We start from the raw sequence: 26,099 nt of genomic DNA, 5'->3' as shown, positions 1-26,099 counted from the left end.
CGCGCCCTGCCGCTGAGAGGCAGGGAAGCGCTTCGACATCCAACGGCATGCATCGGCGCGCGGCGGACGCTTTTCCGCCGCAGAAGCTCTTTGTTTGCCTGAAGTTCCCAAGGGGGATCGTTATGAACTTCTCACGCTTTTTCGTCGACCGCCCGGTCTTCGCGGGCGTTCTCTCCGTGCTCATCTTCGTCGCCGGCCTGATCGGCATGACCGGTCTGCCGATCTCCGAATATCCGGAGGTGGTGCCGCCGCAGATCGTCGTTCGCGCCCAGTATCCGGGCGCCAACCCGGCCGTCATCGCCGAAACTGTCGCCACACCGCTCGAAGAGCAGATCAACGGCGTCGAAGGCATGCTCTACATGCAAAGCCAGGCGACCGCCGACGGGCTGATGACCCTTACCGTCACCTTCGAGCTCGGCACCGATCCGGACCAGGCCCAGCAGCTGGTGCAGAACCGCGTCTCGCAGGCCGAGCCGCGGCTGCCGGAGGAGGTGCGCCGGCTCGGCGTCACCACCGTCAAGAGCTCGCCCGACCTGACGCTCGTCGTGCACCTGATCTCGCCGAACGGCCAGTACGACATCAACTACCTGCGCAACTACGGCGTCCTGAACGTCAAGGACCGGCTGGCCCGCGTCGAAGGCGTCGGCCAGGTCCAGATCTTCGGCGGCGGCGACTATTCGATGCGCGTCTGGATCGACCCGGAAAAGGCCGCCGAGCGAGGCCTTGCCGCGAGCGACATCGCCAATGCAATCCGCGGGCAGAACGTCCAGGCGGCCGCCGGCGTGATCGGCGCCTCGCCCTCCGTTGCCGGCCTCGACCTGCAGCTCTCCGTGAACGCCCAGGGGCGTTTGAGGACGCCTGAGGACTTTGCCGATATCGTGCTCAAGTCGGGCGCAAATGGCGAGATCACCCGCCTCGGCGACGTTGCCCGCGTCGAAATGGGCGCGGCGGACTACTCGCTGCGCTCGCTACTCGACAACAAGGCGGCCGTCGGCATGGGCGTCTTCCAGGCGCCGGGCTCGAATGCCATCCAGATTTCCGAAAACGTGCACAAGGCAATGGCCGAGCTGAAGCAGACCATGCCGGAAGGCGTCGACTACGAGATCGTCTACGACACGACGCAGTTCGTCCGGGCGTCGATCGAATCGGTCGTCCATACGCTGCTCGAAGCGATCGCGCTCGTCGTGCTCGTCGTCATCGTCTTCCTCCAGACGTGGCGCGCCTCGATCATTCCGCTGGTCGCGGTGCCCGTCTCGATCGTCGGCACCTTCGCGGTGATGTATGTCTTCGGCTTCTCGATCAATGCGCTCAGCCTCTTCGGCCTGGTGCTGGCGATCGGCATCGTCGTCGACGATGCGATCGTCGTCGTCGAAAACGTCGAGCGCAACATCTCTCAGGGTCTCTCGCCGGTGCAGGCGACCTATCGCGCCATGCAGGAGGTGTCCGGGCCGATCATCGCGATCGCGCTGGTGCTCGTCGCCGTCTTCGTGCCACTCGCCTTCATCACCGGGCTGACCGGGCAGTTCTACCGCCAGTTTGCGCTGACGATCGCGATTTCGACGGTGATCTCCGCCTTCAACTCGCTGACGCTGTCGCCGGCGCTCGCCGCCCTTCTCCTGAAGGACCATCACGCGCCGAAGGACCGCCTGACGCGCATCATGGACGCGCTGTTCGGCTGGTTCTTCCGCGGCTTCAACCGCTTCTTCGGGGCGAGCTCGGAAGCCTATGGCCGCGGCGTCGGCGGCATTCTGACGCGCAAGTCGCTGATCATGGGCCTTTACGTCGTGCTCCTCGGCGTCACCTTCGCGCTGTTCCGCTCCGTTCCTGGCGGTTTCGTGCCGGCGCAGGACAAGCAATATCTGATCGGTTTTGCGCAATTGCCGGACGGGGCGACGCTGGACCGCTCGGAGGACGTCATCCGGCGGATGAGCGACATCGCGCTGAAGCACCCCGGCGTCGAACATGCCATCGCCTTCCCGGGCCTGTCGATCAACGGCTTCACCAATTCCTCGAACTCCGGCATCGTCTTCGTGTCGCTGAAGCCATTCGAGGAGCGGAAGACGCCGGAACTCTCGGGCGGCGCGATCGCCATGCAGCTGAACCAGGAGTTCGGCGCGATCCAGGACGCCTTCATCGCCATGTTCCCGCCGCCGCCAGTTCAGGGGCTCGGCACGACCGGCGGCTTCAAGCTGCAGATCGAGGACAAGAATGGCCTCGGCTATCGGGCGCTGGACGACGCGGCCAAGGCCTTCCTGGCGCAGGCTGCACAGACACCGGAACTGGCCGGGCTCTATTCGAGCTACCAGATCAACGTGCCGCAGCTCTATGCCGATTTGGACCGCACCAAGGCGCGCCAGCTCGGCGTCGCGGTCACCGACGTGTTCGAGACGCTGCAGATCTATCTGGGTTCGCTCTACGTCAACGACTTCAACGCCTTCGGCCGCACTTACAGCGTGCGCATCCAGGCCGACGCGAACTATCGCAGCCACGCCGACGACATCGGCAAGCTGAAGGTCCGTTCGCAGTCGGGCGAGATGATCCCGCTGTCGGCGCTCTTGAAGGTGGAGCAGACGGTCGGTGCCGAGCGGGCGATCCGCTACAATGGCTTCCTCGCCGCCGACATCAATGGCGGCCCGGCACCGGGCTTCTCCTCCGGCCAGGCGCAGGCCGCCATCGAGCGAATCGCCGCCGAGACGCTGCCGCCCGGAATCTCCTACGAGTGGACTGATCTGACCTACCAGCAGATCCTCGCCGGCAATTCGGGCATCCTGATTTTCCCGCTGGCGCTGCTGCTCGTCTATCTGGTGCTCGCGGCGCAATATGAGAGCCTGTTGCTGCCGATCTCGATCATCCTGATCGTGCCTATGGGCATCATGGCGGCGCTCACCGGCGTCTGGCTGACCGGCGGCGACAACAACGTCTTCACGCAGATCGGCCTGATCGTGCTCGTCGGCCTCTCGGCGAAGAACGCGATCCTGATCGTCGAGTTCGCCCGCGAGCTCGAGTTGTCCGGAAAGAGCGCCGTCAGCGCCGCGATCGAGGCGAGCCGGCTGCGGCTCCGGCCAATCCTGATGACGTCGATGGCCTTCATCATGGGCGTCGTGCCGCTCGTCACTTCGACCGGCGCCGGTGCTGAAATGCGCTCGGCCATGGGCGTGGCGGTCTTTGCCGGCATGATCGGCGTCACCGCCTTCGGCATCTTCATGACGCCGGTCTTCTACGTGCTGATCCGCAAGCTCTCCGGCGAGCGGCCGCTGAAGCACGCGGGAGCGCATATCGAGGCGCCGCATCTCGCCCCGGGCGAATAGCCTTCTCCCGGAACACACATCCGACGGGCCGGACGATCGTCCGGCCCGTTGCGGTCTCCAAGCGCGTCGCCCTCTCATCGGGCGTGACAGCCGGGGAGCGATCGGATAAACCAGCAAACCCAGTTCCTTGGCCCACCGGCTCCGCAGGCATTCCGTTCGATGTTCCCGACCGATCCGATCTCCAATCTCTCCGCCCTTATCCGTTGCCCCTCGGTCACCCCGGCCGAAGGCGGTGCCTTGTCGGCGCTCGAAGGCATGCTGGCGCCCCTCGGCTTCACGCTCGATCGGGTAATGGCCAGGGAAGCGGGAACGCCGGATATCGAGAACCTCTATGCCCGCCTCGGCACCGAAGGCCCGCATCTAATGTTCGCCGGCCATACGGACGTGGTGCCGGTCGGCGACGAAGCCGCCTGGACCCATCCGCCCTTTTCGGCCGTGATCGCCGGCGGCGAAATGCACGGGCGCGGCGCTGTCGACATGAAGGGCGGCATTGCCTGCTTCGTCGCGGCGGTTGCCCGCCACATCGAAAAGCATGGCCGACCCAAGGGATCGATTTCCTTCCTCATCACCGGCGACGAGGAAGGACCGGCGATCAACGGCACGATCAAGCTTCTCGAATGGGCTGCCCAAAAAGGCGAGCGATGGGACGCCTGCCTCGTCGGAGAGCCGACCAATCCGGATAACCTCGGCGACATGATCAAGATCGGCCGGCGCGGATCCCTCTCCGGCCGGATCACCGTCCACGGCGTCCAGGGGCATGCCGCCTATCCGCACCTTGCCGATAATCCGGTGCGCGGCATTTTGCAGCTGACGCAAGCGCTGATGGACCCGCCCTTCGACACCGGCACCGAGAATTTCCAGCCGTCCAACCTGGAGGTGACGACGATCGATGTCGGCAATGCCGCCGTCAACGTCATTCCGGCCAAGGCCAGTGCCGCCTTCAACATCCGCTTCAACGACCGCTGGACGGCCGAAAGCCTGAAGGCGGAGATCGTTGCCCGCCTCGGCCGTGCCGGAAAGGACGGTGCGCTTCGGCCCGGCCGCGATCCGGTCAGATACGACATCGTCTGGAACGAGCGCCCGAGCCACGTCTTCCTGACGCGCAACAACGCGCTGATCGATTCGCTTTCCGGCGCGGTCGAGGCCGTGACCGGCCGCCGGCCGAAGCTCTCCACCACCGGCGGCACGTCGGACGCCCGCTTTATCAAGGACTATTGCCCGGTGGTCGAATTCGGTCTCGTCGGCCAGACAATGCACATGGTCGACGAGCGCGTCGCGGTAGCCGATCTCGATACCCTGACCGAGATCTATGAAACCTTCATCGCCCGCTGGTTCGGCCATGCCGCTGCTTGACGAGGTTCTCGCCTATATCAAGGGGCTCTGGCTGCTGATCCAGGGCAACCGCGAAGGCTATAACTGGCTGGACATCAGCGAAAGCGGCTTGTGGCGCTCCTTTTCGGCGATCCTCTGGTCGCTGCCGGCCATGGCCGTTTCCTGGGCGTCCTGGCGCCTCTATTATCTTTCGGCGATGCCGAGCGGCTCGACCGTCGGCATCGGCTTTTTCCTAAAACTGCTCGTCGTCGATCTCGTCAGTTGGCTGCTGCCGGTCATGCTCGTTGCTGGCCTTTCGCGGCCCCTCGGATTTGCCGGATTGGTCGTGCCTGTGATCGTCACCACCAATTGGCTCTCGGTGCCGCTTTCCTATGCGATGGCGATCCCGGCCGCGCTCCTCCTTCTCGCGCGTGGAGGCCATCAGCTCACTGCTCTCCTGTCGCTGATCGTCCTCATTGCGGGCGTCGTCCTGCTCTTCCGGCTGCTGCGCTCGATAACCGGCAATCAGAACCTGCTCGCTTCCGCCCTGACGGCCCTTTACCTGCTGCCGCCGATGATGCTCGCCCAATATCTTCAGCACTTCTTCGGACTGATCCCCGGCTGAGCGGGGTGAGCGCGAGCGGTCAGTAATCGACCTGCATGAAGAACAGGCCATCCGGCGGGGCAACGGGTCCGCAGGCCTTGCGGTCGCGCGCCTCGAGTGCGGCCTTGAGGTCGTCTGGCGTCCACTTGCCCTCGCCGACGAGCTTCAGTGAGCCGGCGAAGGAGCGTATCTGGTTGTGCAGAAAACTTTGCGCCGTTGCGCGAATCTCGATCAATTCGCCGCTGCGGGTGACATCCAGCCGATCGATGGTGCGCAGCGGACTGGTCGCCTGGCAATGGGCGGACCGGAACGTCGTGAAATCGTGATGGCCGACGAGATGTTGTGCGGCCGCATGCATCGCCTCATGGTCGAGCGTCTTCGGCACCCACCAGGCGCGCCGTGCCTCGAGCGCCAGCGGCGAACGGCGGGAGATGATGCGGTAGAGATAATGCCTGCGGACGGCCGAAAAGCGCGCGTCGAATTCCGGCGGAACTTCGGCCGCGTCGAGGATCGACACCCGCTCGGCGGCGAGCGTCAGGTGGGCATTGAGCGCATTGCGCAGCGTGTGGGTCTTCCATTCGCGGGTCAGGTCGAGATGCGCCACCTGGCCCCTGGCGTGGACGCCGGAATCGGTGCGTCCCGCGCCGCGGATCGAGACGGTCTCGCCGGTCAGGGACAGCACTGCCTTCTCGATCGCCCCTTGTACGGAGGGACCGTTCTCCTGCCGCTGCCAACCGACATAATCGGAGCCGTCATATTCGACGGTCAGCCGGTAGCGCGGCATCAGGAAATCCTCGTGCCGGCGGCGATCGGCGTGCCGCGCAGAAAGTCAGGCGCAGCAAGCGCCTTGCCGCCTGCCCGCTGCAGGCGCGTCGGCCGCACCGCCCCTTCGCCGCAGGCGATCGTCAAGCCGTCGTCCAGGATCGTGCCCGGCGTGCCGGCCCCTGCGGCAAGCTCCGACCCCAGCACCTTGATCCGCTCCATCCGCCCGGCGACCTGAAGTTCGAACCAGGCGCCCGGAAAGGGCGCGAGGCCGCGGATATGATTGTGAACGTCGGCCGCCGGCCGCATGAAAACGATCCGCGTCTCGTCCTTCGTAATCTTGGCGGCGTAGGCGACGCCTTCCTCGGGCTGCGGTGTCAGCGTCAGTTCGCCCATCTCGAGCCGCACCATCGCCTCTTTCATGAGCGCCGCTCCGACATGCATCAGCTTGTCGTGCAGCTCGCCGGCCGTCATCGTCTCGCCGATCGGAACAGACTTGACGAGCGCCACGGGCCCGGTGTCGAGGCCCTTATCCATTTTCATCACCATCATGCCGGTCTCACGGTCCCCGGCCATGATCGCCCTCTGAATCGGTGCGGCACCCCGCCAGCGCGGCAGGAGCGAGGCATGGCCGTTATAGCAGCCGTGGCGAGTGCCCGAGAGGATCTCCTCCGGCAGCAGCAGGCCATAGGCGACGACGACTGCCACATCGGCACCGAAATCGCGAAAGATCTGCCGATCCGCGGTTTGCCTGAGGTTGACGGGTGTCAACACCGGAACACCGAGAAGTTCGGCCGCCTGATGCACCGGCGACTTTTGCAGATCGAGGCCGCGCCGGCCGCCGGGACGCGGCGGCTGCGTGTAGACGGCGACGATCTCGTGACGCGCCTCGACGAGAGCAGAGAGCGTCGGCACGGAGAATTCCGGTGTGCCCATGAAGATGATGCGAAGCGGCAAGGCGGTGAACTCCGTCTTTCTCAAATGCCCCAAGCAGGGCAGCGGCTCCGAGTCAAACGCCTCTAGGCGCGGGGCGCGACGGTCAGATGGCCTTGGCGCCGCGCGTCTTGGCCGCCTTGGCGAACTTGCGGATCACCATGTCGCGCTTGAGCTTGGAGATGTAATCGATGAACAGGACGCCGTTCAGATGGTCGATCTCGTGCTGCAGGCAGGTGGCGAGCAAGCCGTTGGCCTCAACTACCTGCTCCTTGCCGCCGCGGTCGAGATATTCGACGGTGATCGCCGCCGGTCGCTCGACTTCGGCATAATAGTCAGGGATCGACAGGCAGCCTTCCTCGTAGACGGAGCGCTCCTCGGAGGATTTCACGATCTTCGGATTGAGGAAGACCAGCGGTTTCTTCTCCTCGCCCTCCTTCGAAACGTCGAGAACCAGAAGGCGCTTCGGCACGCCGATCTGGATCGCCGCCAGTCCGATGCCGGGAGCGTCATACATGGTCTCGAGCATATCGTCGGCAAGCCGGCGAATGTCGGCGTCGATCGTCTCAACGGGCGTCGAAACCTGGCGCAGAAGCGGATCGGGAAGGATGATGAGCGGCTTGATCGTCATGCTCCCCCATAGCCGATCTTTCCGTCGCTGCGCAAGAAAATTGCCGTGTGATGAGTTGAGCCGTTTGTTCTTGTTTTGATCTAGTTTTCAGATGCGAATCTGTTTAGGCTGCCGCCATGGAGCCCACTGCCTTCGCCATCGACCAGCCGCTGTTCCTCATCGGCACCTTTCCCCTAACGGCTGGCCATCTGCTCAGCCTCGCCGCTCTCCTGTTCGTTTTGCTGGCAATTGCGTCGGCCCGCAGGGCGCGGGCGCTTCGCGCCGACGACCGGGACCAGCAGCTATCGGCGCTGCTCGCGGCACAGACCGAAATGCAGGGACGCATCGCCGCGATGGCCGATGTCTTCGGCACACGGCAGGCGGAACTCAACCAATCGCTCAGCCAGCGCATCGACGGCATGACGCACCGGATCGGCGCGTCGATCAGCGAACAGACGAAGGCGACCCACGAGAATTTAAGGCGGCTGCAGGAGCGGCTGGCGGTCATCGACAGCGCCCAGAATAATATCCAGTCTCTCGCCAGGGACATGGCCGGGCTGCAGAGCATTCTTGCCAACAAGCAGACGCGCGGCGCCTTCGGCCAGTCGCGGATGGAGGCGATCGTTGCCGACGGCCTGCCGATGGGCGCCTTCACCTTCCAGGCGACGCTTTCGAACGGGGCGAGGCCGGACTGCATCATCCGCATGCCGAATGCCCAACCGCCGCTCGTCATCGACGCAAAATTCCCGCTCGAAGCCTGGAATGCCATGCGTGATGCGGAAAGTGCCGAGCGGCGCCAGCAGGCGGCGCAAGCCTTCCGACGCGACATGGAGGTCCATATCCGCGATATCGCCAGCAAATATCTGCTCGCCGGCGAGACGCAGGAAACCGCCTTCCTGTTCGTTCCGTCCGAATCGATCTTTGCGGAAATCCACGAGCATTTCGAAGCGACCGTCCAGAAGGCGCACCGCCAGCGCATCGTCATCGTCTCGCCGTCGCTGCTGCTCCTTTCCATCCAGGTGATCCAGTCGATCCTGAAGGACGCCCGCATGCGCGAGCAGGCGCATCTGATCCAGGGCGAGGTGGTGCGCCTGATGGAGGATCTCTCGCGGCTCGACGAACGGGTCCGGAAGCTGCAGGGCCACTTCGCGATGACCCAGAAGGATGTCGAGGACATTCTGATCTCCTCCGACAAGCTGACGCGTCGCGGCGCCAAGATCGAGGCGCTGGAACTGGAGGCCGCACCGGCGAACCACGGCGCCAGGGAGCCGGCCGACAAGAGTGAGCGGGCAGTCGACAACCGCATCGGGCAATTGAAGCTGCGGGTGGTTGACGAAGACTGACGGCCTCGGGCACTCTCCGGCACAATCAGCAACCCGACGGGACATCTCCACATGATCACTGTTCTTGGGTCCATCAACATGGACCTGATCGCCACGACCGCACGCCTTCCGAAGCCGGGCGAAACCGTTGCCGGAACGGGCTTTTCCACCGCCGCCGGCGGCAAGGGGGCGAACCAGGCGCTGGCAGCCCGGCGCGCCGGCGCTTCCGTGCGGATGGCCGGCGCCGTCGGCTCGGACAGCTTTGCGGAAGGCGCGCTTACCCTGCTCAAGGAGGCGGGCACGGACCTTGGCCTCACCAAGACCGTGAGCGAGCCGACCGGGACCGCCCATATCCTCGTCGGCGGTGACGGCGAGAACGTCATCGTCGTCGTCGCCAGCGCCAATGCGACGGTGAGCGAGAGCGACGCGGTCACGGCCCTCGAGAAAATGGCGGCCGGCGACACGCTGATGCTGCAGCTCGAAATTCCGGCGGCCTCGGTGGAGAAGGCGCTGGTGGAGGCCAGACGCCGTGGCATCCGCTCGATCATCAACATCGCGCCGTTAACGCCGGAGGCGGCCCGCCTTGGCCGCATGGCCGACATCGTCATTGCAAACGAGACCGAGTTCGAGCTTTTGGCGGGCAAAAGCGGTATTGCCGGCGCTGAGCGTGAAGCGGCAATGAAGGACCTCCACGACGAAACCGGACAGATCGTCATCGTCACCCTCGGTGCCGAGGGTGTCGCCGCCGTCCATCAGGGCGATATTCACAGCGCCAAGGGGCTGGCGATCGAACCCGTCGATACGGTCGGAGCTGGAGATACGTTCTGCGGCTATCTCGCGGCAAGCCTCGACGCGGGACTCGCCTTCCCCGATGCGCTGCGCCGTGCCGCCGCCGCCGGATCGCTCGCCTGCCTGAAAGCGGGAGCACAGCCGTCCATACCGCTCGCCTCCGAGGTCGCCGCGCGCCTTTGACTGCCGCAGTCTATTTTTGGTCCGTTTCGCGATCTGGATAGGATTTGGCGCGGCAACGATGCTCGCCGCGCAGAATCCACTTTGGACGGCCAGGAATTGGCCCGGATGTTGGCCTTAAATTAATCTTTGATGATCTATCCAGATTGCGAGGCAGCCCGCTCGCATCGGTCCGGCTCCTGCATGCCGGTCGGCATCACGCGCTCCATGATGGAGCTTCACCCACATTTGGAATGTCATGCCGCAGGCAAGAAACCTGCGGACCTCTCAGTGCGTGAGGATTTCATGTTCAACTTCCATGCAAAATCGCTGGCCACCAAGCTGATCGCCGTCACGGGCGGCACGATCGCTCTCGTGTTGCTCGCATCGAATTTCGTTCTCATTTCGCAGACCCAGGATCGTGTCGAAACGCTCGTCTTCGACGGCGCCAAGACGGAGGCCCGCGCGATTGCCGCCGAAATCGCCGGCAGCGTCGGAGAGCTGGCAGCCGCCGCCAACACGATGTCGGGCGTGCTCGGCCGCGGCCATGCCGGAAAATCCGTCGACCGCGCCGGCGCCATCAACCTATTGAAGGCCAACCTCGATCAGCATGACTTCGCCTTCGGCAGCTGGTTCGCCGAGGCGCCGAAGGCATTCGACGGCAAGGACGTCGTCAACAACACCGAGCTTGGCGGCAATGCGGAAGGCGCCTTCACGCCCTATTGGTCGAAGGACCGCAACGGCAAGGCACAGCTTTCGACCTTCCGCGCCGACTACACGGCCGAATGGTACGCGCTAGCCGCGAAGAGCGGCAAGGGTGCCATCACCCAGCCCTACATGGCCGAAGGCACCGACGTTCCGACGACGATGACGTCGATCGCCTATCCGGTGCTGTCCGACGGCAAGATGATCGGCGTCTCGGGCGTCGACATCTCGCTCGCTTCGCTTGCCGACCGGCTCGCGACGTTGAAGCCCTTCGGTTCGGGCCGCGTCTACCTGCTGTCGCAGAGCGGCAAGTGGCTCGCGGCGCCAATTCCCGATCTCCTGATGAAGGATTACGAGGGCGAGGGTGAGGATATCATCCAGAAGGCGCTCTCGTCCGACGCGTCAGGCATGATCAGGAACCTGACCTATGACGGAAACGCGCCCTTCGACCGGGTCGTCTATCCCTTCAAACTGCCCAATGTGGCTGCGAACTGGCTCGTCCTCGTCGACGTGCCGCGCACCGCCATCAATGCACCGGTCAACGATCAGACCTATATGATGATCATCGGGGGCATCGTCGTTCTCGCCGCCGTGCTCGCCGGCCTCCATCTCGCCGTTCGCCGCTTTGTCCAGAAGCCGCTCGCGGGCCTCGTCCGCGACGTCGAAACGCTCAGCAATGGCGACTATGCACAGCCGATCTCCGGGCAAGACCGCTCCGACGAGACCGGCTCGGTCGCCAAGGCCCTCGAAGGTTTCCGTCATCGGTTGGCCGACGCCAAACGCCTAGAAGGCGAAGCCCGCCACGAGCGCGAACAGGCCGAGCTGGAACGCAGCCGCTCGGAGAGCGAGCGCGCCGAGACCGGGGCGCTGCAACGCGACATCGTCGCACGTCTCGGCAAGGGTCTCTCGCATCTCGCCTCCGGCGACCTCGCCTACCGGATTGCGGACGAGTTCCCGGGCGAATACGCCCAGCTGAAGCGCGACTTCAATGCGACGATGGAGAGCCTTGAAGAGACCATCCGCACCGTCAACCACTCGGTCGTCAATATCGGCAGCGGCACCAGCGAGATTTCCAACGCCGCCAACGACCTGTCGCATCGGACCGAGCAGCAGGCCGCAAGCCTGGAGGAAACTGCAGCCGCCCTCGACCAGCTGACGTCGCAGGTGGATGCCAGCGCCGAAAACGCCAAGGTCGCGGCAAAATCCGTCGAACTGGCGAGCAGCGATGCGGAGCAGTCCGGCGCGGTCGTGCAGAAGGCGATTGCGGCAATGCAGGGCATCGAGCAGTCCTCGCACGAGGTCAGCCGCATTATTGGTGTCATCGACGAGATCGCCTTCCAGACCAACCTGCTCGCACTCAATGCGGGCGTCGAGGCCGCACGCGCCGGCGAGGCCGGCAAGGGCTTTGCGGTCGTCGCGCAGGAGGTCCGCGAGCTTGCGCAGCGCTCGGCCAATGCCGCCAAGGAGATCAAGACCTTGATCAACACCTCGGCCGGACAGGTGCGCGAGGGCGTCGATCTCGTCGGCAAGACGGGCGGCGCACTCAAGAAGATCGCCGAGCAGGTGGTGCAGATCAACGGCTTGATCCGGCAGATCTCCAGCTCCGCCTCGGAGCAAGCCGTCGGCCTCAAGGAGATCAACGCAGCGGTCAACCAGATGGATCAGGTGACGCAGCAGAATGCGGCCATGGTCGAAGAGACGACGGCGGCCAGCATGACGCTGAACGAGGAGGCCCGGACACTGAGCGGGCTGGTTGCGCGGTTCCGCGTGGTCCAGCGGGAGCCGGTACAGTCTTCCGCCGAAAAGCTGCGTGGCGCCGCCGCCAGGATGCGAACCGCAGAAGCTCCCCGCCCGGCAGCGGAACCGCCGGCGGCACGCGGCTATTCGAGCTCGACGCAGCGGGTTCTCATCCAGACCTCCGGCGCAAACGCCCTCGCTCAAGGCAATTGGGAAGAGTTCTGATCGAACCAGACAAGACTAAAGCGGCGCCCGACGGGCGCCGCTTTCATTTTCAGAGGCGCGCCAGGCGATCGGTCAGGAGCTCGAAGAATCCCTCGTCGTCGATATGGCGCATCACCTTGGCATTGTGCTTTCGGCCGGTGACCTGCCACCAGTCGACGACGGTCATGCCGGTGGTCAGCGCCGACGCCGTCTCGATCTCGACATTGCAGTCGCGGCCGGTGAAGAGCTCCGGCCGCAAGAGATAGGCGATCACCGTCGGATCGTGCAAAGGCCCGCCATCGGTGCCGTATTTCTCGATGTCGAAGCGTTCGAAGAATTCCAGCATTTCAGCGAGCGCGACCGCCGCCGGGCGGCCGATGGCGCGGATTTTCTCGACCCGGACCTTATGGGTGAGGACGCGATGCGTCACGTCGAGCGGTATCATGACGATGGGAATGCCGGAGCGGAAGACGATCTCGGCGGCTTCCGGATCGACATAGACGTTGAATTCGGCCGCCGGCGTGATGTTGCCGCCTTCAAAGAAGCCGCCGCCCATCATCACCAGCTCCCGCACCCGCGGCGCGATTTCCGGCGTCCTCGTGAGCGCCAGGGCGATATTGGTCAACGGACCCAGCGTGCAGAGCGTCACTGTGTCCGGCGCTTCGGCAAGCAGCGTCTCGATGATGAAGTCGACGGCGTGCTGCTCCTGCAGCGGCAGGGTCGGCTCGCTGAGTTCAGGACCGTCGAGGCCGGTCTTGCCGTGCACATGTTCGGCCGTCACCAGCGGCCGCGCCACGGGCCGCTCGGCCCCGGCAAAGACCTTGATGTCGGTCCTGTTGCAAAGTTCGCAGACGATCCGCGCATTGCGCGACGTCAGCGTCAACGGCACGTTGCCGGCAACCGTGGTGATGCCGAGCACGTCGATTTCCTCCGGACTGCCGAAGGCCAGCATGATGGCGGCCGCATCGTCCTGTCCCGGATCCGTGTCGATGATGATCTTTCTCGCGCTTGTCACTGTCTTCCTCCTGCGAGTCGGATGGTATCGGATCGCCAGGCCATGACCTGGTGAGGTGAGCCGGTCACGGGGAGACTTGAGCAGCCTGCGCGTGCGCCGGGGAATTGGACCTCCGCAGCGGACTATGATTTGCGTCAGCGGCCGAGGCAAGCCGCTTGCACTCGTTGCGCACAGCTACCATATTGCTGTCGAAGGATGCTGCCTGGCAGGTCCGAAAGATGGTCGCTTGAGCTCACAAGGACTTGGAATGAGCAGGATTACGCCCTTTACGAGCCCGCTGCTGGTGGGCTTCGACAGCATGGAAAAGACCCTCGAGCGGATCGCCAAGGCGAACGACGGATACCCTCCCTACAATATCGAGCGCATTCGCGGCGATAGCGCCGCCGGTACGCCGGAACGGCTGCGGATCACGCTTGCCGTCGCCGGATTCTCCGAAGAGGATCTGGAGGTCACGACGGAGGAAAACCAGCTCGTCATCCGTGGCCGCCAGGTCGAAACCGGCGAACGGGACTACCTGCATCGCGGCATCGCCGCCCGGCAATTCCAGCGGACCTTCGTGCTTGCCGACGGCATGCGGGTGCTCGGCGCCGAACTTCGCAACGGTCTTCTGTCGGTCGATCTGGTGCGCCCCGAGCCGGTCCGTATGGTAAAGAAAATTAACATTTCGGTCCCAGAATAGGATAACCGGCGGGATTTTCCTCCCGCGTCGGCGACCACGGAGCATGACCATGGGACTGAAAACCATCACCTCATCGCTGTCGAAAAACGACCTTGCGCATCTCGGCGCCGGCGAAGTCGGCTATATCCGCAAGATGCGGTCGGAGGAGGTCTCCCGCTGCTTTCCGGAAGCGCCCGAGATGGGACCGGGCATCGATCTCTGGGCCCTGTTTGCGGCGGACGGCACGCCGATCCTGTTGACCGACAACCGCTCGAGCACCTTCTTCAAGGCCGCCGAGGACGACCTTCGCACCGTCAGCCTGCATTGAGCGGCTGAGGCGTTCCAGCTGAATCTGGCGCCTCATCCAGCTGCCGCCACCTTCTCCCCGAAGCGACGGGCAGAAGGAACAAGGGGCTATGTCCCACCGCCCATTTTCCGCACTAGCTGGGGTAAGGCCAAAGCGCAAAGTGTCCTAAACGCGCCGAAACGTCAGATAGGCCGAACTTCTGCCTTCCCGTCGGGCCTTGGCCTCGTAGCGCGTGCTCGGCCAGCCGGCAAACGGGGTCAGCCAATCGGCCGATCTTTCCGCCGTCCAGTCGAAGGCGGCGTGGTCGCGGCAATGGATGAGCGTCCAATTGACATAGTTGTCGATGTCCGAGGCGAAGCAGAAGAGGCCGCCGGGTTTCAGAACGCGCGCGAAGCGGTCGAGATTGACCTTTGAGACGAACCTCCGCTTCCAATGCTTCCGCTTCGGCCAGGGATCGGGATAGAGCAGATCGATCTGATCGACGGAAGCCTCCGGCAGCCAGTCCAGCACCTGCGTGGCATCGTCGTCATAGAGGCGGACATTGTCGATCTCCCTCGCTTCGATCTGGCCGAGCAGCTTTGCCATGGAATTGACGAAGGGTTCGACGCCGATGAAGCCGGTGGACGGATCCTCCGCCGCCCGATGAATGAGATGCTCGCCGCCGCCGAAGCCGATTTCCAGGCGAATCCGCTTGACCTCCGCGGGAAACAGCGCCGACAGATCGTCCGGCGACGGTTGCTTGAGATCGAGCCTCAGGACCGGCAGCAGCGTCTCGAGCTGCGCTGCCTGGCGTTCCCGCAACGGCTTGCCCTTGCGGCGCCCGAAGAAGGCCTCCGTCGATCTGGCACCACGCGGTTCGGTCATATTTGTTCTTCCTTGGATCATGACGATTTTCGGTCTCATTCGACCGAAGATCACAAGCATGATCGACTTCATTATGTCCAGACGCCGGCGCCTGACCGCTCACATCTTCCCGCGCAAGCAGAGGGGCGGAGGCTCCTTCGAGCATCCGCCCCGATCTGCTTTTCACTTGCGTTCAACCGCGGCAACACCGTGGCGCTGACGCCAGCCTCTTCGGCCCACCCGTGTGTGAATATCAAGCGGCGCGGCTGCTGATCGGCGCAGAATCGAGCGAGATCGCTTCCTTGAGCGGCTTGACGAGGTCGAGCTTCTCCCAGGAGAAGGAGCCGTCGCGGCCAGCCTTGCGGCCGAAGTGGCCATAGGCGGAGGTCTTGGCATAGATCGGCTTGTTGAGGTCGAGGTGGCGGCGGATGCCGGTCGGCGAAAGGTCCATCGTCTTGCGGATGGCCTTCTCGACCTGGTCTTCCGAAACCTTGCCAGTACCGTGCAGGTCGACATAGATCGACAGCGGCTGGGCGACGCCGATCGCATAGGAAAGCTGGATCGTGCAGCGTTCCGCGAGGTTGGCCGCCACGACGTTTTTCGCGAGATAGCGGGCGGCATAGGCGGCCGAGCGATCGACCTTGGTCGTGTCCTTGCCGGAGAAGGCACCGCCGCCATGCGGTGCGGCGCCGCCATAGGTGTCGACGATGATCTTGCGGCCGGTGAGACCCGCGTCGCCGTCCGGTCCGCCGATGACGAACTTGCCGGTCGGGTTGATGTACCAGGTGCAGTCGTCGGCGATCTTCACGTCGTCGAGGGCCTCGCGGATATAGGGCTCCACGACCTTGCGGACCTTGGCGGAATCCCAGCTGTCGTCGAGGTGCTGGGTCGACAGGACGATGGAGGTGACTTCGCTCGGCTTGCCCTCGACATAGCGTACTGTCACCTGGCTCTTGGCGTCCGGGCCAAGCTTGGCAACGTCGCCCTCGCCCTTCTTGCGGGCGGCGGCGAGCAGATTGAGGATGCGGTGCGAATAGTAGATGGGCGCCGGCATGAGCTCGGCGGTCTCGCGGCAGGCATAGCCGAACATGATCCCCTGGTCGCCGGCCCCCTCTTCGCCCTGCTTGTCGGCGGCATTGTCAACGCCCTGGGCGATGTGCGCCGACTGGAAGTGCAGCAGCACGTCAATCTTCGCCGTCTTCCAGTGGAAGCCGTCCTGCTCGTAGCCGATGTCGCGGATCGCCTTGCGGGCGGCCGCCTTGAACTTCGAGGGGTTGATGACGTCGTTGCCGTTCTTGTCCTTTTTCAGAAGGCTCGGCGGCAGGCGTACTTCACCGGCGATGACGACGCGGTTGGTGGTCGCCAGCGTTTCGCAAGCAATGCGCACGGTCCACGGGTCGACTCCGCATTTCGCCGCTTCGCGGTAGACCAGGTCGACGATCTCGTCGGAGATGCGGTCGCACACTTTGTCCGGATGACCTTCGGCAACGGATTCGCTGGTGAACAGGTAATTTGCGCGCATACGGGAAGTCCCCTCAATGAAAGAAGCATGTTCACTGTTAGTGGTTTTGCCACCGAAAAACAAGCGCACAAGGACATAAATATATCTTTATATCGATATCGCGACGATGATTGGAACGGCATTTCTCCAAGCCGCGCCGACCGACAAAAACAGTCTCAGGAGCCCCCGGCACCTACGAAAAAAGCGGCCCTGGGCCGCTTTTTTCGTAAGGTCGGAAAGTTCTGCTATTCGCTCTCGGCTTCGGCCGCCAGTGCCTTCACCAGATCCACCAGCTTGCGGCGGACCTTCGGATCGGAAATCTTCACGAATGCCCGGTTGAGCTGCAGGCCTTCGGAAGAGGAGAGGAAGTCCACCACATAATTGGAGCTCGGCGCTTCCGCTATGCCTGATCCGGCGCCGCCCTCGCCCGGAGCATCCTCGAAAAAGAACGAGACCGGGACGTTGAGGATGGAGGAGATGTTCTGCAGCCGGCTCGCACCGACGCGGTTCGTTCCCTTTTCGTATTTTTGGATTTGCTGGAATGTGATCCCCAGACTCTCGCCGAGCTTCTCCTGGCTCATGCCAAGCATCGTCCGGCGAAGGCGAATCCTGCTACCGACATGAATGTCGATCGGGTTCGGCTTCTTCTTGTTTTCAACCATAGTCGCGTTCCTGAACACGCTGTTTCGATGGCCACAACCCATCATTGACGCAGCAATTGATGAACAGCCTGCCAGCGAAAGCAGGGCTCCAGTGGCAGGCATGGGTTGATGGTGAAATACACTATGCAATTTTAGGGGTTTTAGGTCAATTCGTCCAAAAATTAAAACCCCTGCGCGAGATTACCGCAACCAACAATAGAAACGCCGCCGTGAACCAGAAGATCCTGCCACGCATCGTGCTGTCGGTCATGGTGGGCATCCTGCCCGGCAGAATTGTGTCCGTCACTCCCTTGTAATTGTATCCTAATCCTACCACTAAAACACCACGTGCATCAACAATTGCTGATATACCGGTGTTGGCGGCTCGGATCATTGGCGTGCCGGTCTCGATTGTGCGCAGCCGAGCCTGATGGAGATGCTGGCGCGGGCCGGGCGTGTCGCCGAACCAGGCGTCATTGGTGACGTTCAGGAGAGCGTCGGAGAGCTGCGCATTGCCGTCGATTTCGTCGGCAAAGATCGCCTCGTAACAGATCAGCGGATAGAATGTCCTGCCGCCGGGCAGCGTCAGGACCGAACGGTTCGGCGCCGCCGAGAAGCCACCAGGCATATTCGCGGCAATCGAACTCAAGCCCCAGGAATTGAGGACGTCCTCGAACGGCAGATACTCGCCGAATGGAACGAGATGCACCTTGTCCGCCGCGCCGACGATCTGGCCGCGGTCGTCGATCACGTAGATCGAATTGTAGTAGCGCGGCGGCAGGCCCGCCCCCGCGTCCTCGGCCCGCACGGCGCCCGCCACGAGGATTTGCCCCTCCTGGAGAACCTCCGCGATCCGGGTCAGCGCGTCGGGATTGTCCGTCAGGATGAAGGGGATCGAGGTTTCCGGCCAGACGATGATATCCGGGCGCTTGCCGCCCGCCTGCGGCGGCGCGGCGGTCAAGGACAGATGCTCCTCGAAGATCGCCGCGCGCTCGCGGTCGTCCATCTTCTTCGCCTGGTCGATCACCGGCTGCACAAGACGAACTGTGCGTTCCGGCATCATCGGCTGCGGCGCCGGCAGGGAAAGCCGGTGATAGCCGTAGCCGATATGCGCAGCGAAGAGCAGTGCAGCGGCGGCAAGGCCGATCCGCGCGCCCCTGCCGGTGCCGACGAGGGCCGGAGCGGCAAACACGAAGACCGCAAGCATATTGATCGTCGCCACATTCAGGACGCTCGCCGATTGCATCATCAGCGGCATCGGCATTGCCGCATAGCCGATCGCATTCCAGGGGAAGCCGGTAAAGAGGAAGCTGCGCAGCCATTCAGAGAGGCCGAAGCCGACCGCAAGCGCAGCAATACGTCCGACGCCGTCTGACCAGAGGCAGCGGGCGATGATCACGGCGAGCGCATAGAACAGGGCGAGCGCGGCGGGAAGGCCGATGACGGCCAGCGGCAAGGCCCAGGCGAAGAGATCCGCCTCCACCAGGAGCGCGTTGCCGAGCCACCAAAGACCGCCGAGGAAATAGCCGAAGCCGAAACTCCAGCCGATCGCAGCCGCCGGCAGGAGCCGCCGGACGACGCCGTCGTCGGGATGGGTCGGTACCCCGTCGATCAGCCAGACGAGCATCGGAAAGGAAATGAAGGCCGCCGCGAAGATGCCGAAAGGCGGCTGGGCGAGCATCGCCAGCACGCCCGCGAGGAAGCCGACCAAGGCGCGAGACGCCCCGGAGAGCAATATGATCCTGCCTGCCAGTTTTTCCATGCAGCCTCCAAGTCGCGCCGGCGAAAGGCCTCGCGCGTAAGATCAATCGAATCAGTGCCGGCAGTTTTCCAAAAAACCGCTTGCTTGTCCCGTGGCCGTGGCGGCGCCGCGCCGCTGCTGCATGGTTTGGCCTTGGGTCGGTTCCGCTTCACGAAATCATGCAGCAGATCGTGGCGAGATGAAGAGAGAGGACAATTACCCGGATCACCGCCCGACTGGTTGAGATAGAAGCCGGATTAACCACAGCCGGCAGAATTCACGCTCCGGCCACCGCTGGTTGTTCCCTCCTGGGGACGATGCCGTTAGTCTGGTCCAACTACTCGGCACTGGGCCCATGTGACGCGTCTACTGCATCACTCCTAAAATTCGAGAATTGATTTGAGGAGGAAATCATGCAGCAATTCAAAGTGCTACAGCGACCTTTGCACGTCTCTTGACCGCGCGGCGTTGTAGGACAGGCGATCCAGAACAGCATCTCGGACAAAAAAGGGGTCCCCATGTTCGATACCCGCGAAAAGATCGCGCTTTTCATTGACGGCGCCAATCTCTACGCGACATCGAAGAGCCTCGGCTTCGACATCGATTACCGGAAGTTGTTGACCGCATTCCACAAACGCGCCTATCTGCTGCGCGCCTACTACTACACGGCGCTCATCGAAGACCTCGAATTTTCCTCGATCCGGCCCTTGATCGACTGGCTGGACTACAATGGCTACACGGTCGTGACCAAACCGGCCAAGGAATTCACTGACGCCCAGGGCCGGCGCAAGATCAAGGGGAGCATGGATGTAGAACTCGCGATCGACGCGATGGAACAGTGCCGCGTCGTCGACCATTTCGTCCTCTTCTCCGGCGACGGCAATTTCACCACCCTGGTGGACGCGTTGCAGCGCAGGGGACGCAAGGTTTCCGTCGTTTCGACGCTCACGACCCAGCCGCCGATGATCGCCGACGAACTGCGCCGCCAAGCTGATCATTTCATCGATCTCATCACATTGCGCAGCGAGATCGACCGCCATCCACAGGCGTCGCCCCAGACCGCCAAGCCGGTCGACGAAACGCTCACCACCTAAAACATATCATTCCGCCGAGCTCGGAGGCGGGGCGTTTGCCTGAGCGCCGCCATTCGCCGGCAGCGCATCGGGCAAGATTTCCTTTTCGGGCTTGACCACTCGCCGGCGTGCCGGCGGCCGCTTGCGCATGATGCGCACCCGCTTTACGCGACGCGGATCGGCGTCGAGGATTTGGAACTCGAAGCCGGGAATGGCCTGCACCACCTCGCCGCGGACCGGAATGCGGCCGAGCGATGCGAAGACCAGGCCGCCCAGCGTGTCGACGTCCTCGAGCTGCTCGCGCACGTCGAAATCCCGACCGATCGCCTCGGCAATCTCCTCGAGCTCGACACGCGCGTCCGCCACGAAAACGTCGTCCGACGAGCGGGCGAACATCACCTCGTCGTCGTCATGCTCGTCCTCGATGTCGCCGACCACCATCTCGACAATGTCTTCGAGCGAGACCAGCCCGTCGGTGCCGCCATACTCGTCGATGACGAGCGCCATCTGAATGCGTGCGGCCTGCATGCGTTGCATCAGGTCGGAAGCGAGCATCGAAGGGGGCACGAAGAGGACCTGGCGAATGATGCCCGCCTCCTCGACCGATTTGTTCAGGTCGACGCGCGATAGATCGAAGCCCGGCCTCGGCGGGCGCGGCGTCTTCTCCACCTTGTCGGCGACGACCGGATGCGCTGCCTTCCCGTTGCGGCGGCGGTTGCGGGCCTGCCGGGTCACATAGGCGAGCAGGTCGCGGATATGGACCATGCCGCGCGGGTCGTCGAGGCCCTCGCTATAGACCGGCATGCGCGAACGGCCGGATTCTTCGAAGAGAACCATGAGTTCGCCGATCGTGATGCTCTGATCGACCGCTTCGATATCGGCACGCGGCACCATCACGTCCTCAACGCGGACCTCGCGGAAGCGGAGGATGTTGTTGAGCATCGCCCGCTCTTCGGGCGAAAAGGCGGTGTTGCTGTCGGCATCCGTCATCAGCGCGTCGGCGAGATCCTCGCGCAGGCTTGACGCACCCGCACCGCGCCACAGGCGGGCCGCACGGCTCCAGAAGGATGAGGTGGATTTGTTGCCCTCTGGTCGGGCGGTGGTACTACTACTGCCCGCGTCGGCGTCGCCGGAGGCATCGGCCTCCTCGCTGGCAACCGTTGCCGGCTGTGTCTTGAAGTCGCTCATTGTTCCAAACTGTCAATCCGGGGTCCGGTCCCCGTAGGGATCAGATAGGCCAAGACGCGCCAAAATGCGAGTCTCCAACCCTTCCATTCTTTCCGCTTCGTCGTCTTCAATATGATCATAGCCGAAAAGATGGAGGAATCCATGGACGAGAAGATGCGTCAGATGCTCGTCGAAAGATTTCTCCAATTCATCGGCTTCGCGCTTCAGCGTCTCGTAGGCGACGATAATGTCGCCAAGCATCGGCCCCGGCATCCTGCCGGGCGTCACCGGGAAGGCGGGGAAGGACAACACGTTGGTCGGCTTGTCCTGGTTGCGCCATTCGGCGTTGATCTCCCGCATAGACCGATCGTCGGTGAAGACCAGCGACAGTTCCGGCGGTTCCGCCGGGAACGGCTGCTTCTCCTCGGTGGCGAGAAAATCCGCGGCCGCGCCGAGAATGCGCGCAGAAAGGGCCTGCAACCGGTCCTCCGGCGGCCAGTCTCCTTCATCGACGCTGATCTGAATATCCAAAGCCGTCATGACTGGTCGCGACCGCCTCAGCGGTCGCTCTGTTCGCTTTCGTCGTGAACGGCCGTATGGCTTTCATAGGCCCTGACGATCCGCGCCACCATCGGATGGCGCACCACGTCGGCATCCTTGAAGCGGATCACCGACACGCCTTCGACGCCCTTGAGGATCTGCAGCGCCTCGACGAGACCGGATTTCACGCCGCGCGGCAGGTCGACCTGGCTCGGATCGCCGGTGACGATCATCCGGCCGTTTTCGCCGAGGCGCGTCAGGAACATTTTCATCTGCATCGACGTCGTGTTCTGCGCCTCGTCGAGGATGACGGCGGCATTGGCGAGCGTCCGGCCGCGCATGAAGGCGAGCGGCGCGATCTCGATCACGCCGGCCGAAATCGCCCGTTCCACCTTGTCGCCCGGCATCATGTCGTAAAGCGCATCGTAGAGCGGCCTGAGATAGGGATCGACCTTCTCTTTCATGTCGCCGGGCAGGAAGCCGAGCCGCTCGCCCGCTTCGACCGCCGGCCGCGACAGGATGATGCGGTCGACCGCGCCGCGCTCCAGCAGCTGGGCCGCATGGGCGACGGCGAGATAGGTCTTGCCGGTGCCGGCCGGGCCGACGCCGAAGACGAGCTCCGCCCGCTCCATGGCCCGGATATAGGCGTCCTGCATCGGCGTGCGCGCAGCAATCGTCTTCTTGCGCGTCGAAATCTGCGCCATCGTCAACTTGGCTTTGCGCTCCATGGTCGGCAACTGCAGCTGGTCGTCGGCCGCGACCGCCATGCGGATCGCCCCTTCGACGTCGGACGTATCGATCGAAGCCCCACTTTGCAGTCTTCCATAGAGATAGTCGAGCGCGCGCCGCGCCTGGTTGGTCGCCACGATGTCGCCGGAGATCGCAACGGAATTGCCGCGCGGCCTGGCATCGACGCGCAGCCGTTCCTCAAGCAATTTCAAATTCTGGTCGAATTGGCCGAAGAGCTCGCTGGCGAACCGATTGTTCTCGAACGTGAGCACGAAGTGATTGGCGTCTGTCGCGGTTGTCTTGGAATGGCGCGATGAGGTTGAAATCATTTCGTGTCCGTTCAAGCGGTTCTGGCTCCTCACTCTCGATCTCGGCACCGCGCGTGAAATGACGCGCAGAGAATGTTCTAACGCCTTAACTCAGCAAAAGCTCCCGAGAAGGCTCTCGTGCCCCTGCTCTATTCGATCTTCTCGGCAAACAGGCTGTTCGGGCCGGCCTTGGTGATTCGTACCTTGATAATGTCACCGATTTGCGATCGTTTTGCATCAACATTCACGGGCTGCAGCCAGGGCGAGCGGCCGACTAGCTGACCCGGCATGCGGCCGGGCTTGTCCAGAAGCAGGTCTATCTCTCTGCCGACGCAGGCGGCGGCAAAGTCGCGCTGCTGTTTGAAGAGCAAAGTCTGCAATCTTTCCAGTCGCTTGGCCTTTACGTCTTCGGGAACCTGGTCCTTGAGATCGGCCCCCGGCGTACCCGGGCGACTTGAATATTTGAAAGAGAAGGCCTGTGCATAACCCACCGCCTCGACGAGACGCATCGTGTCCTCGAAATCCTGGTCGGTCTCGCCCGGGAAGCCGACGATGAAATCGCCGGAGAGCGCCAGATCGGGTTGAACGGTGCGAATCCGCTCGACAAGGGCAAGATATTCGGCCGCCGTATGGCGCCGGTTCATCGCTTTCAGGATGCGATCGGACCCGGATTGGACCGGCAGATGCAGATAGGGCATCAGCTTGGCCATCGATCGGTGCGCCTCGATCAGGCTCTCGTCCATGTCGCGCGGGTGGCTGGTCGTGTAGCGCAGCCGCGCAAGGCCGTCGATCTCGGCGAGGCGCCTCAGAAGGTCGCCGAGGCCCCAGTCGCGTCCGTCAGGCCCCGTTGCGTGCCAGGCGTTGACGTTCTGGCCGAGCAGCGTGATCTCACGCACGCCGCCGTCGACCAGCTTTTCCGCCTCAGCGACGATCTGCGCCACCGGGCGCGAGACTTCCGAGCCGCGTGTGTAGGGCACCACACAGAAGGTGCAGAATTTGTCGCATCCTTCTTGCACGGTGAGAAAGGCGGTGACGCCGCGGGCACGGGTCTTGGCCCTGTCCGGCGCCGGCAGATGCTCGAACTTGTCCTCGATGGCGTAGTCCGTCTCGACGACGCGCTCGCCGCTCCTCGCCCGCTTCAACGCCTCGGGCAACCGGTGGTAGGTTTGCGGGCCGATGACGAGGTCGACCGCCGGCGCACGCCGTAGTATCTCGTTGCCCTCGGCCTGGGCGACGCAGCCGGCGACGCCGATCACCATTTCACGGCCCGCGCTCGCCTTCGCCTTCTTCAGTTCGCGCAGCCGGCCCAGTTCGGAATAGACCTTTTCGGCGGCCTTCTCGCGGATATGACAGGTGTTGAGCAGCACGAAATCGGCATCTTCCAGCACGTCCGTCGCAATATAGCCGTCCCGCGTGAGCGCGTCGGACATACGGTCGGAATCGTAGACATTCATCTGGCAGCCATAGGTCTTGACGAAGACCTTGCGCGCCGGAGCGTGTTCCTCGCCCGCCACGGGCGATTTCGGCAGAAGAGCGGTTTCCTGGGTCATGCGGGTTCTTTAGTGCAAAGCGGCCCAAAGTTGAAGCATTTTCGGCCGGCACCCAAGGCGGCGGGGCGGCTCGTTATCGCTAGGCCGCGGTCCTCTCGCGGGCCGGCGCCCGGCCTCTCAGCCGGTCCGACAACATGTTGCGGATCCGCTGCTCGACGAGGCGGCTGATGGTCTTGCGGCTGGAGTGCCGGTCGTAATCCACCGCCTCGCCGAAATCCACTTCCACGTCGATCGCCCCTTCCCGAAGGACCCCGACGAGGTGCGGCAGCAGCCCGATGTCGCCCGGCCAGGCCGCGATCGGCCGGTAGTAGCGGCCCATGGGCATGCCATGGATGCCCGTATAGGAAATCGCCACCGGCTGGACATGCACGACGCCGGTCGGCGACTGCGGCACGGCCGAGGCGGCTGCGCCGAACAGCGAGGTCTTGATCTCGAGAAGGCGGTTGCCGTCCGAAGTCGTGCCCTCCGGAAAGAGCACGACGACCTCGCCGTCCGCGAGCCGGCGGCCGATCTCGCTTACCTGGTGGCCGGTTGTGCGTTTCTGCTCCCGTTCAATAAAAACCGAGGCCTGCAGGCGGGCAAGGATACCGAAGACGGGCCAGTCCCTGACGTCCGACTTGGCTACGAAAACGACATCGGCAATGGACGACAGGACCATTATGTCCTTCCAGGAGACGTGATTGGCGCTTATCAGCAGCGGCCGCCGCCGATCCAATTCCCCGTGGACCCGAACGCGAAGGCCGAGCAGACGGCAGGCGATGCGATGCCAGAACCGCGGCAGGAAGCGGCGCGGCTTCATATCCAGCCAGAGGCAGACAAGTTGGACCGGCATCAGCAGCAAAGAGACGATCGCCAGCAGGATGGCGTAGAGCGCGACCCGTATCCAGTTGATCATCCGGAAAGACTTTCTGATCCGACCACTTCGACGGGACTGGAGCGGGTGCGCTCAATGCGTCCGCGCCGCCGCTCTATCGGATTGATTTGCCGCATTTATGCGACGGCAGGTGAGTCCACCTGCCTGCAAAATGCTCTAGCGAAGATCGAGCCGCATGACAAGGGCGGCCGTGCTCGACCCGCCCGCTCCCTGATAATAGGCCTTGCGCTCGCCGACCTTCGCGAAGCCGAGCTTGCCGTAGAGTCCGATCGCTGCCAGGTTCGTCTCATCGACTTCGAGGAATAGCGTCTCAGCGCCCTTGACGGTCGCCTCGCGCATCACCGCCTGCATCAGCCGCCAGCCGAGACCGGAGCGGGCAAAACGCGGATCGACGCCGATCGACAGGACCTCGGCCTCACCCGCGGCGGCACGCGACAGCACGAAGCCTCCGAATGCAGGTCGAAACGTGCCATTCGTCTGGCGGGCAGCGAAGCCGAAGACCGTTTCCTGCAGCAGGAGCGCATGAATTTCGCCGTCGCTCCAGGGCTTGGCGAAACGCTGGCTGTGCAGAGTTGCCGCCGCGATCAGGTCCGCCTCCTCCAGTGGGAAGATGTCGAATTCAGTTCGGCGCGTGAAATAGTCGGTGAAGCTCATCTCTGTCCTGCGCATCCGGCTCGACGGTACCGCGCCCTCCTCATCCAGGGCGCC

General features: G+C 63.5%; 23 protein-coding genes. 9 read left to right on the top strand and 14 right to left on the bottom strand.

Annotated elements, in window-relative coordinates:
- Positions 1-122: 122 nt before the first annotated feature.
- The 3 genes from SS05631_RS00310 (at position 123) to SS05631_RS00300 (ending at position 5,244) form a co-directional block, all read left to right on the top strand.
- Positions 123-3,308, top strand: coding sequence for a multidrug efflux RND transporter permease subunit (locus SS05631_RS00310; protein WP_037420842.1), 3,186 nt, complete (start codon positions 123-125; stop codon positions 3,306-3,308).
- A gap of 159 nt (positions 3,309-3,467) precedes the next feature.
- A complete protein-coding gene (gene dapE, locus SS05631_RS00305) occupies positions 3,468-4,661 on the top strand; it encodes a succinyl-diaminopimelate desuccinylase (RefSeq protein WP_037420696.1) in 1,194 nt (397 codons plus the stop codon).
- The gene (locus tag SS05631_RS00300) at positions 4,648-5,244 is read left to right on the top strand and encodes a hypothetical protein (protein ID WP_037420699.1); all 597 of its coding nucleotides are present in this window, start codon (positions 4,648-4,650) and stop codon (positions 5,242-5,244) included. The genes dapE and SS05631_RS00300 overlap by 14 nt, the downstream gene beginning before the upstream one ends.
- 19 nt (positions 5,245-5,263) lie before the next feature.
- On the opposite strand, the gene truA is transcribed toward SS05631_RS00300, so the two are convergent.
- The 3 genes from truA to def all read right to left on the bottom strand — a co-directional run bounded on the left by truA (position 5,264) and on the right by def (position 7,549).
- Entirely contained in the window at positions 5,264-6,007 is a 744-nt protein-coding gene (truA, locus tag SS05631_RS00295; protein WP_037420705.1) for a tRNA pseudouridine(38-40) synthase TruA, read from the bottom strand.
- On the bottom strand, positions 6,007-6,942 hold the full coding sequence (gene fmt, locus SS05631_RS00290) for a methionyl-tRNA formyltransferase (RefSeq protein WP_037420708.1): 936 nt from the start codon (positions 6,940-6,942) through the stop codon (positions 6,007-6,009). The genes truA and fmt overlap by 1 nt, the downstream gene beginning before the upstream one ends.
- An 82-nt stretch (positions 6,943-7,024) precedes the next feature.
- Positions 7,025-7,549 (bottom strand): peptide deformylase, encoded by a 525-nt coding sequence (gene def / locus SS05631_RS00285; RefSeq protein WP_037420711.1) that lies wholly within the window; start codon positions 7,547-7,549, stop codon positions 7,025-7,027.
- 116 nt (positions 7,550-7,665) lie between these two features.
- Here def and SS05631_RS00280 point away from each other — a divergent pair, with 116 nt between their 5' ends.
- The 3 genes from SS05631_RS00280 (at position 7,666) to SS05631_RS00270 (ending at position 12,465) form a co-directional block, all read left to right on the top strand.
- Complete coding sequence (locus SS05631_RS00280; protein ID WP_037420714.1) at positions 7,666-8,871, top strand: DNA recombination protein RmuC; 1,206 nt, start codon at positions 7,666-7,668, stop codon at positions 8,869-8,871.
- A gap of 51 nt (positions 8,872-8,922) precedes the next feature.
- The gene (locus SS05631_RS00275) at positions 8,923-9,822 is read left to right on the top strand and encodes a ribokinase (protein WP_037420717.1); all 900 of its coding nucleotides are present in this window, start codon (positions 8,923-8,925) and stop codon (positions 9,820-9,822) included.
- 282 nt (positions 9,823-10,104) lie between these two features.
- Positions 10,105-12,465 carry a methyl-accepting chemotaxis protein gene (locus tag SS05631_RS00270; protein WP_037420844.1) on the top strand — a complete coding sequence of 787 codons (2,361 nt, stop codon included), beginning with the start codon at positions 10,105-10,107 and terminating at the stop codon, positions 12,463-12,465.
- A 49-nt stretch (positions 12,466-12,514) separates the two neighbouring features.
- Here the strand turns inward: SS05631_RS00270 and SS05631_RS00265 are convergent, their stop codons facing one another.
- Positions 12,515-13,459 (bottom strand): nucleoside hydrolase, encoded by a 945-nt coding sequence (locus tag SS05631_RS00265; protein WP_037420720.1) that lies wholly within the window; start codon positions 13,457-13,459, stop codon positions 12,515-12,517.
- Between the two features lie 247 nt (positions 13,460-13,706).
- On the opposite strand from SS05631_RS00265, the gene SS05631_RS00260 reads away from it, so the two are divergent.
- Together SS05631_RS00260 and SS05631_RS00255 are read left to right on the top strand one after the other, a co-directional pair.
- Positions 13,707-14,138: an Hsp20 family protein gene (locus SS05631_RS00260; RefSeq protein WP_037378185.1), complete on the top strand. Its 432-nt coding sequence runs from the start codon at positions 13,707-13,709 to the stop codon at positions 14,136-14,138.
- A gap of 49 nt (positions 14,139-14,187) precedes the next feature.
- A complete protein-coding gene (locus tag SS05631_RS00255) occupies positions 14,188-14,445 on the top strand; it encodes a DUF1150 family protein (protein WP_012706639.1) in 258 nt (85 codons plus the stop codon).
- A 144-nt stretch (positions 14,446-14,589) separates the two neighbouring features.
- Here the strand turns inward: SS05631_RS00255 and SS05631_RS00250 are convergent, their stop codons facing one another.
- From SS05631_RS00250 to lnt, 4 genes are all read right to left on the bottom strand, one after another.
- A complete protein-coding gene (locus tag SS05631_RS00250; RefSeq protein ID WP_037420846.1) occupies positions 14,590-15,288 on the bottom strand; it encodes a tRNA (guanosine(46)-N(7))-methyltransferase TrmB in 699 nt (232 codons plus the stop codon).
- A gap of 232 nt (positions 15,289-15,520) precedes the next feature.
- Positions 15,521-16,789: a methionine adenosyltransferase gene (metK, locus tag SS05631_RS00245; protein WP_037420724.1), complete on the bottom strand. Its 1,269-nt coding sequence runs from the start codon at positions 16,787-16,789 to the stop codon at positions 15,521-15,523.
- A gap of 224 nt (positions 16,790-17,013) precedes the next feature.
- A complete protein-coding gene (locus tag SS05631_RS00240; protein ID WP_037420727.1) occupies positions 17,014-17,430 on the bottom strand; it encodes a helix-turn-helix domain-containing protein in 417 nt (138 codons plus the stop codon).
- Between the two features lie 145 nt (positions 17,431-17,575).
- Positions 17,576-19,171: an apolipoprotein N-acyltransferase gene (gene lnt / locus SS05631_RS00235; protein WP_037420730.1), complete on the bottom strand. Its 1,596-nt coding sequence runs from the start codon at positions 19,169-19,171 to the stop codon at positions 17,576-17,578.
- A gap of 497 nt (positions 19,172-19,668) precedes the next feature.
- Between lnt and SS05631_RS00230 the strand changes: the two genes are divergently transcribed.
- Positions 19,669-20,244 (top strand): NYN domain-containing protein, encoded by a 576-nt coding sequence (locus tag SS05631_RS00230; RefSeq protein ID WP_037420733.1) that lies wholly within the window; start codon positions 19,669-19,671, stop codon positions 20,242-20,244.
- A 6-nt stretch (positions 20,245-20,250) separates the two neighbouring features.
- Here the strand turns inward: SS05631_RS00230 and SS05631_RS00225 are convergent, their stop codons facing one another.
- From SS05631_RS00225 to SS05631_RS00200, 6 genes are all read right to left on the bottom strand, one after another.
- Positions 20,251-21,411: a hemolysin family protein gene (locus tag SS05631_RS00225; RefSeq protein ID WP_037420735.1), complete on the bottom strand. Its 1,161-nt coding sequence runs from the start codon at positions 21,409-21,411 to the stop codon at positions 20,251-20,253.
- A 12-nt stretch (positions 21,412-21,423) separates the two neighbouring features.
- On the bottom strand, positions 21,424-21,930 hold the full coding sequence (ybeY, locus tag SS05631_RS00220) for an rRNA maturation RNase YbeY (protein ID WP_037420738.1): 507 nt from the start codon (positions 21,928-21,930) through the stop codon (positions 21,424-21,426).
- 17 nt (positions 21,931-21,947) lie between these two features.
- Complete coding sequence (locus SS05631_RS00215) at positions 21,948-23,003, bottom strand: PhoH family protein (RefSeq protein ID WP_037420741.1); 1,056 nt, start codon at positions 23,001-23,003, stop codon at positions 21,948-21,950.
- A gap of 113 nt (positions 23,004-23,116) precedes the next feature.
- Positions 23,117-24,517, bottom strand: a complete 1,401-nt coding sequence (gene miaB, locus SS05631_RS00210; RefSeq protein WP_037420744.1) for a tRNA (N6-isopentenyl adenosine(37)-C2)-methylthiotransferase MiaB — start codon at positions 24,515-24,517, stop codon at positions 23,117-23,119.
- A gap of 79 nt (positions 24,518-24,596) precedes the next feature.
- On the bottom strand, positions 24,597-25,412 hold the full coding sequence (locus SS05631_RS00205) for a 1-acyl-sn-glycerol-3-phosphate acyltransferase (protein WP_037420747.1): 816 nt from the start codon (positions 25,410-25,412) through the stop codon (positions 24,597-24,599).
- A 135-nt stretch (positions 25,413-25,547) separates the two neighbouring features.
- Positions 25,548-26,045 carry an N-acetyltransferase gene (locus tag SS05631_RS00200; RefSeq protein ID WP_037420750.1) on the bottom strand — a complete coding sequence of 166 codons (498 nt, stop codon included), beginning with the start codon at positions 26,043-26,045 and terminating at the stop codon, positions 25,548-25,550.
- Between the last annotated feature and the right edge of the window lie 54 nt (positions 26,046-26,099).

It is taken from the genome of Sinorhizobium sp. CCBAU 05631 (assembly GCF_002288505.1).
Lineage (GTDB): Bacteria > Pseudomonadota > Alphaproteobacteria > Rhizobiales > Rhizobiaceae > Sinorhizobium > Sinorhizobium fredii_C.
The sequence above is the reverse complement of the archived record's forward strand: the minus strand, read 5'-3'. Positions and strand labels throughout refer to the sequence as shown.

What these genes read in the sequence shown, in the direction of transcription:
- metK (WP_037420724.1), bottom strand. Translation starts at nt 16,789, where the DNA reads ATGCGCGCAAATTACCTGTTCACCAGCGAATCCGTTGCCGAAGGTCAT.
- SS05631_RS00280 (WP_037420714.1), top strand. Translation starts at nt 7,666, where the DNA reads ATGGAGCCCACTGCCTTCGCCATCGACCAGCCGCTGTTCCTCATCGGC.
- SS05631_RS00230 (WP_037420733.1), top strand. Translation starts at nt 19,669, where the DNA reads ATGTTCGATACCCGCGAAAAGATCGCGCTTTTCATTGACGGCGCCAAT.
- SS05631_RS00240 (WP_037420727.1), bottom strand. Translation starts at nt 17,430, where the DNA reads ATGGTTGAAAACAAGAAGAAGCCGAACCCGATCGACATTCATGTCGGT.
- SS05631_RS00275 (WP_037420717.1), top strand. Translation starts at nt 8,923, where the DNA reads ATGATCACTGTTCTTGGGTCCATCAACATGGACCTGATCGCCACGACC.
- dapE (WP_037420696.1), top strand. Translation starts at nt 3,468, where the DNA reads ATGTTCCCGACCGATCCGATCTCCAATCTCTCCGCCCTTATCCGTTGC.
- SS05631_RS00300 (WP_037420699.1), top strand. Translation starts at nt 4,648, where the DNA reads ATGCCGCTGCTTGACGAGGTTCTCGCCTATATCAAGGGGCTCTGGCTG.
- SS05631_RS00310 (WP_037420842.1), top strand. Translation starts at nt 123, where the DNA reads ATGAACTTCTCACGCTTTTTCGTCGACCGCCCGGTCTTCGCGGGCGTT.
- SS05631_RS00205 (WP_037420747.1), bottom strand. Translation starts at nt 25,412, where the DNA reads ATGATCAACTGGATACGGGTCGCGCTCTACGCCATCCTGCTGGCGATC.
- ybeY (WP_037420738.1), bottom strand. Translation starts at nt 21,930, where the DNA reads ATGACGGCTTTGGATATTCAGATCAGCGTCGATGAAGGAGACTGGCCG.
- SS05631_RS00250 (WP_037420846.1), bottom strand. Translation starts at nt 15,288, where the DNA reads ATGACCGAACCGCGTGGTGCCAGATCGACGGAGGCCTTCTTCGGGCGC.
- SS05631_RS00260 (WP_037378185.1), top strand. Translation starts at nt 13,707, where the DNA reads ATGAGCAGGATTACGCCCTTTACGAGCCCGCTGCTGGTGGGCTTCGAC.
- SS05631_RS00255 (WP_012706639.1), top strand. Translation starts at nt 14,188, where the DNA reads ATGGGACTGAAAACCATCACCTCATCGCTGTCGAAAAACGACCTTGCG.
- def (WP_037420711.1), bottom strand. Translation starts at nt 7,549, where the DNA reads ATGACGATCAAGCCGCTCATCATCCTTCCCGATCCGCTTCTGCGCCAG.
- lnt (WP_037420730.1), bottom strand. Translation starts at nt 19,171, where the DNA reads ATGGAAAAACTGGCAGGCAGGATCATATTGCTCTCCGGGGCGTCTCGC.
- SS05631_RS00270 (WP_037420844.1), top strand. Translation starts at nt 10,105, where the DNA reads ATGTTCAACTTCCATGCAAAATCGCTGGCCACCAAGCTGATCGCCGTC.
- SS05631_RS00225 (WP_037420735.1), bottom strand. Translation starts at nt 21,411, where the DNA reads ATGAGCGACTTCAAGACACAGCCGGCAACGGTTGCCAGCGAGGAGGCC.
- miaB (WP_037420744.1), bottom strand. Translation starts at nt 24,517, where the DNA reads ATGACCCAGGAAACCGCTCTTCTGCCGAAATCGCCCGTGGCGGGCGAG.
- truA (WP_037420705.1), bottom strand. Translation starts at nt 6,007, where the DNA reads ATGCCGCGCTACCGGCTGACCGTCGAATATGACGGCTCCGATTATGTC.
- SS05631_RS00200 (WP_037420750.1), bottom strand. Translation starts at nt 26,045, where the DNA reads ATGAGCTTCACCGACTATTTCACGCGCCGAACTGAATTCGACATCTTC.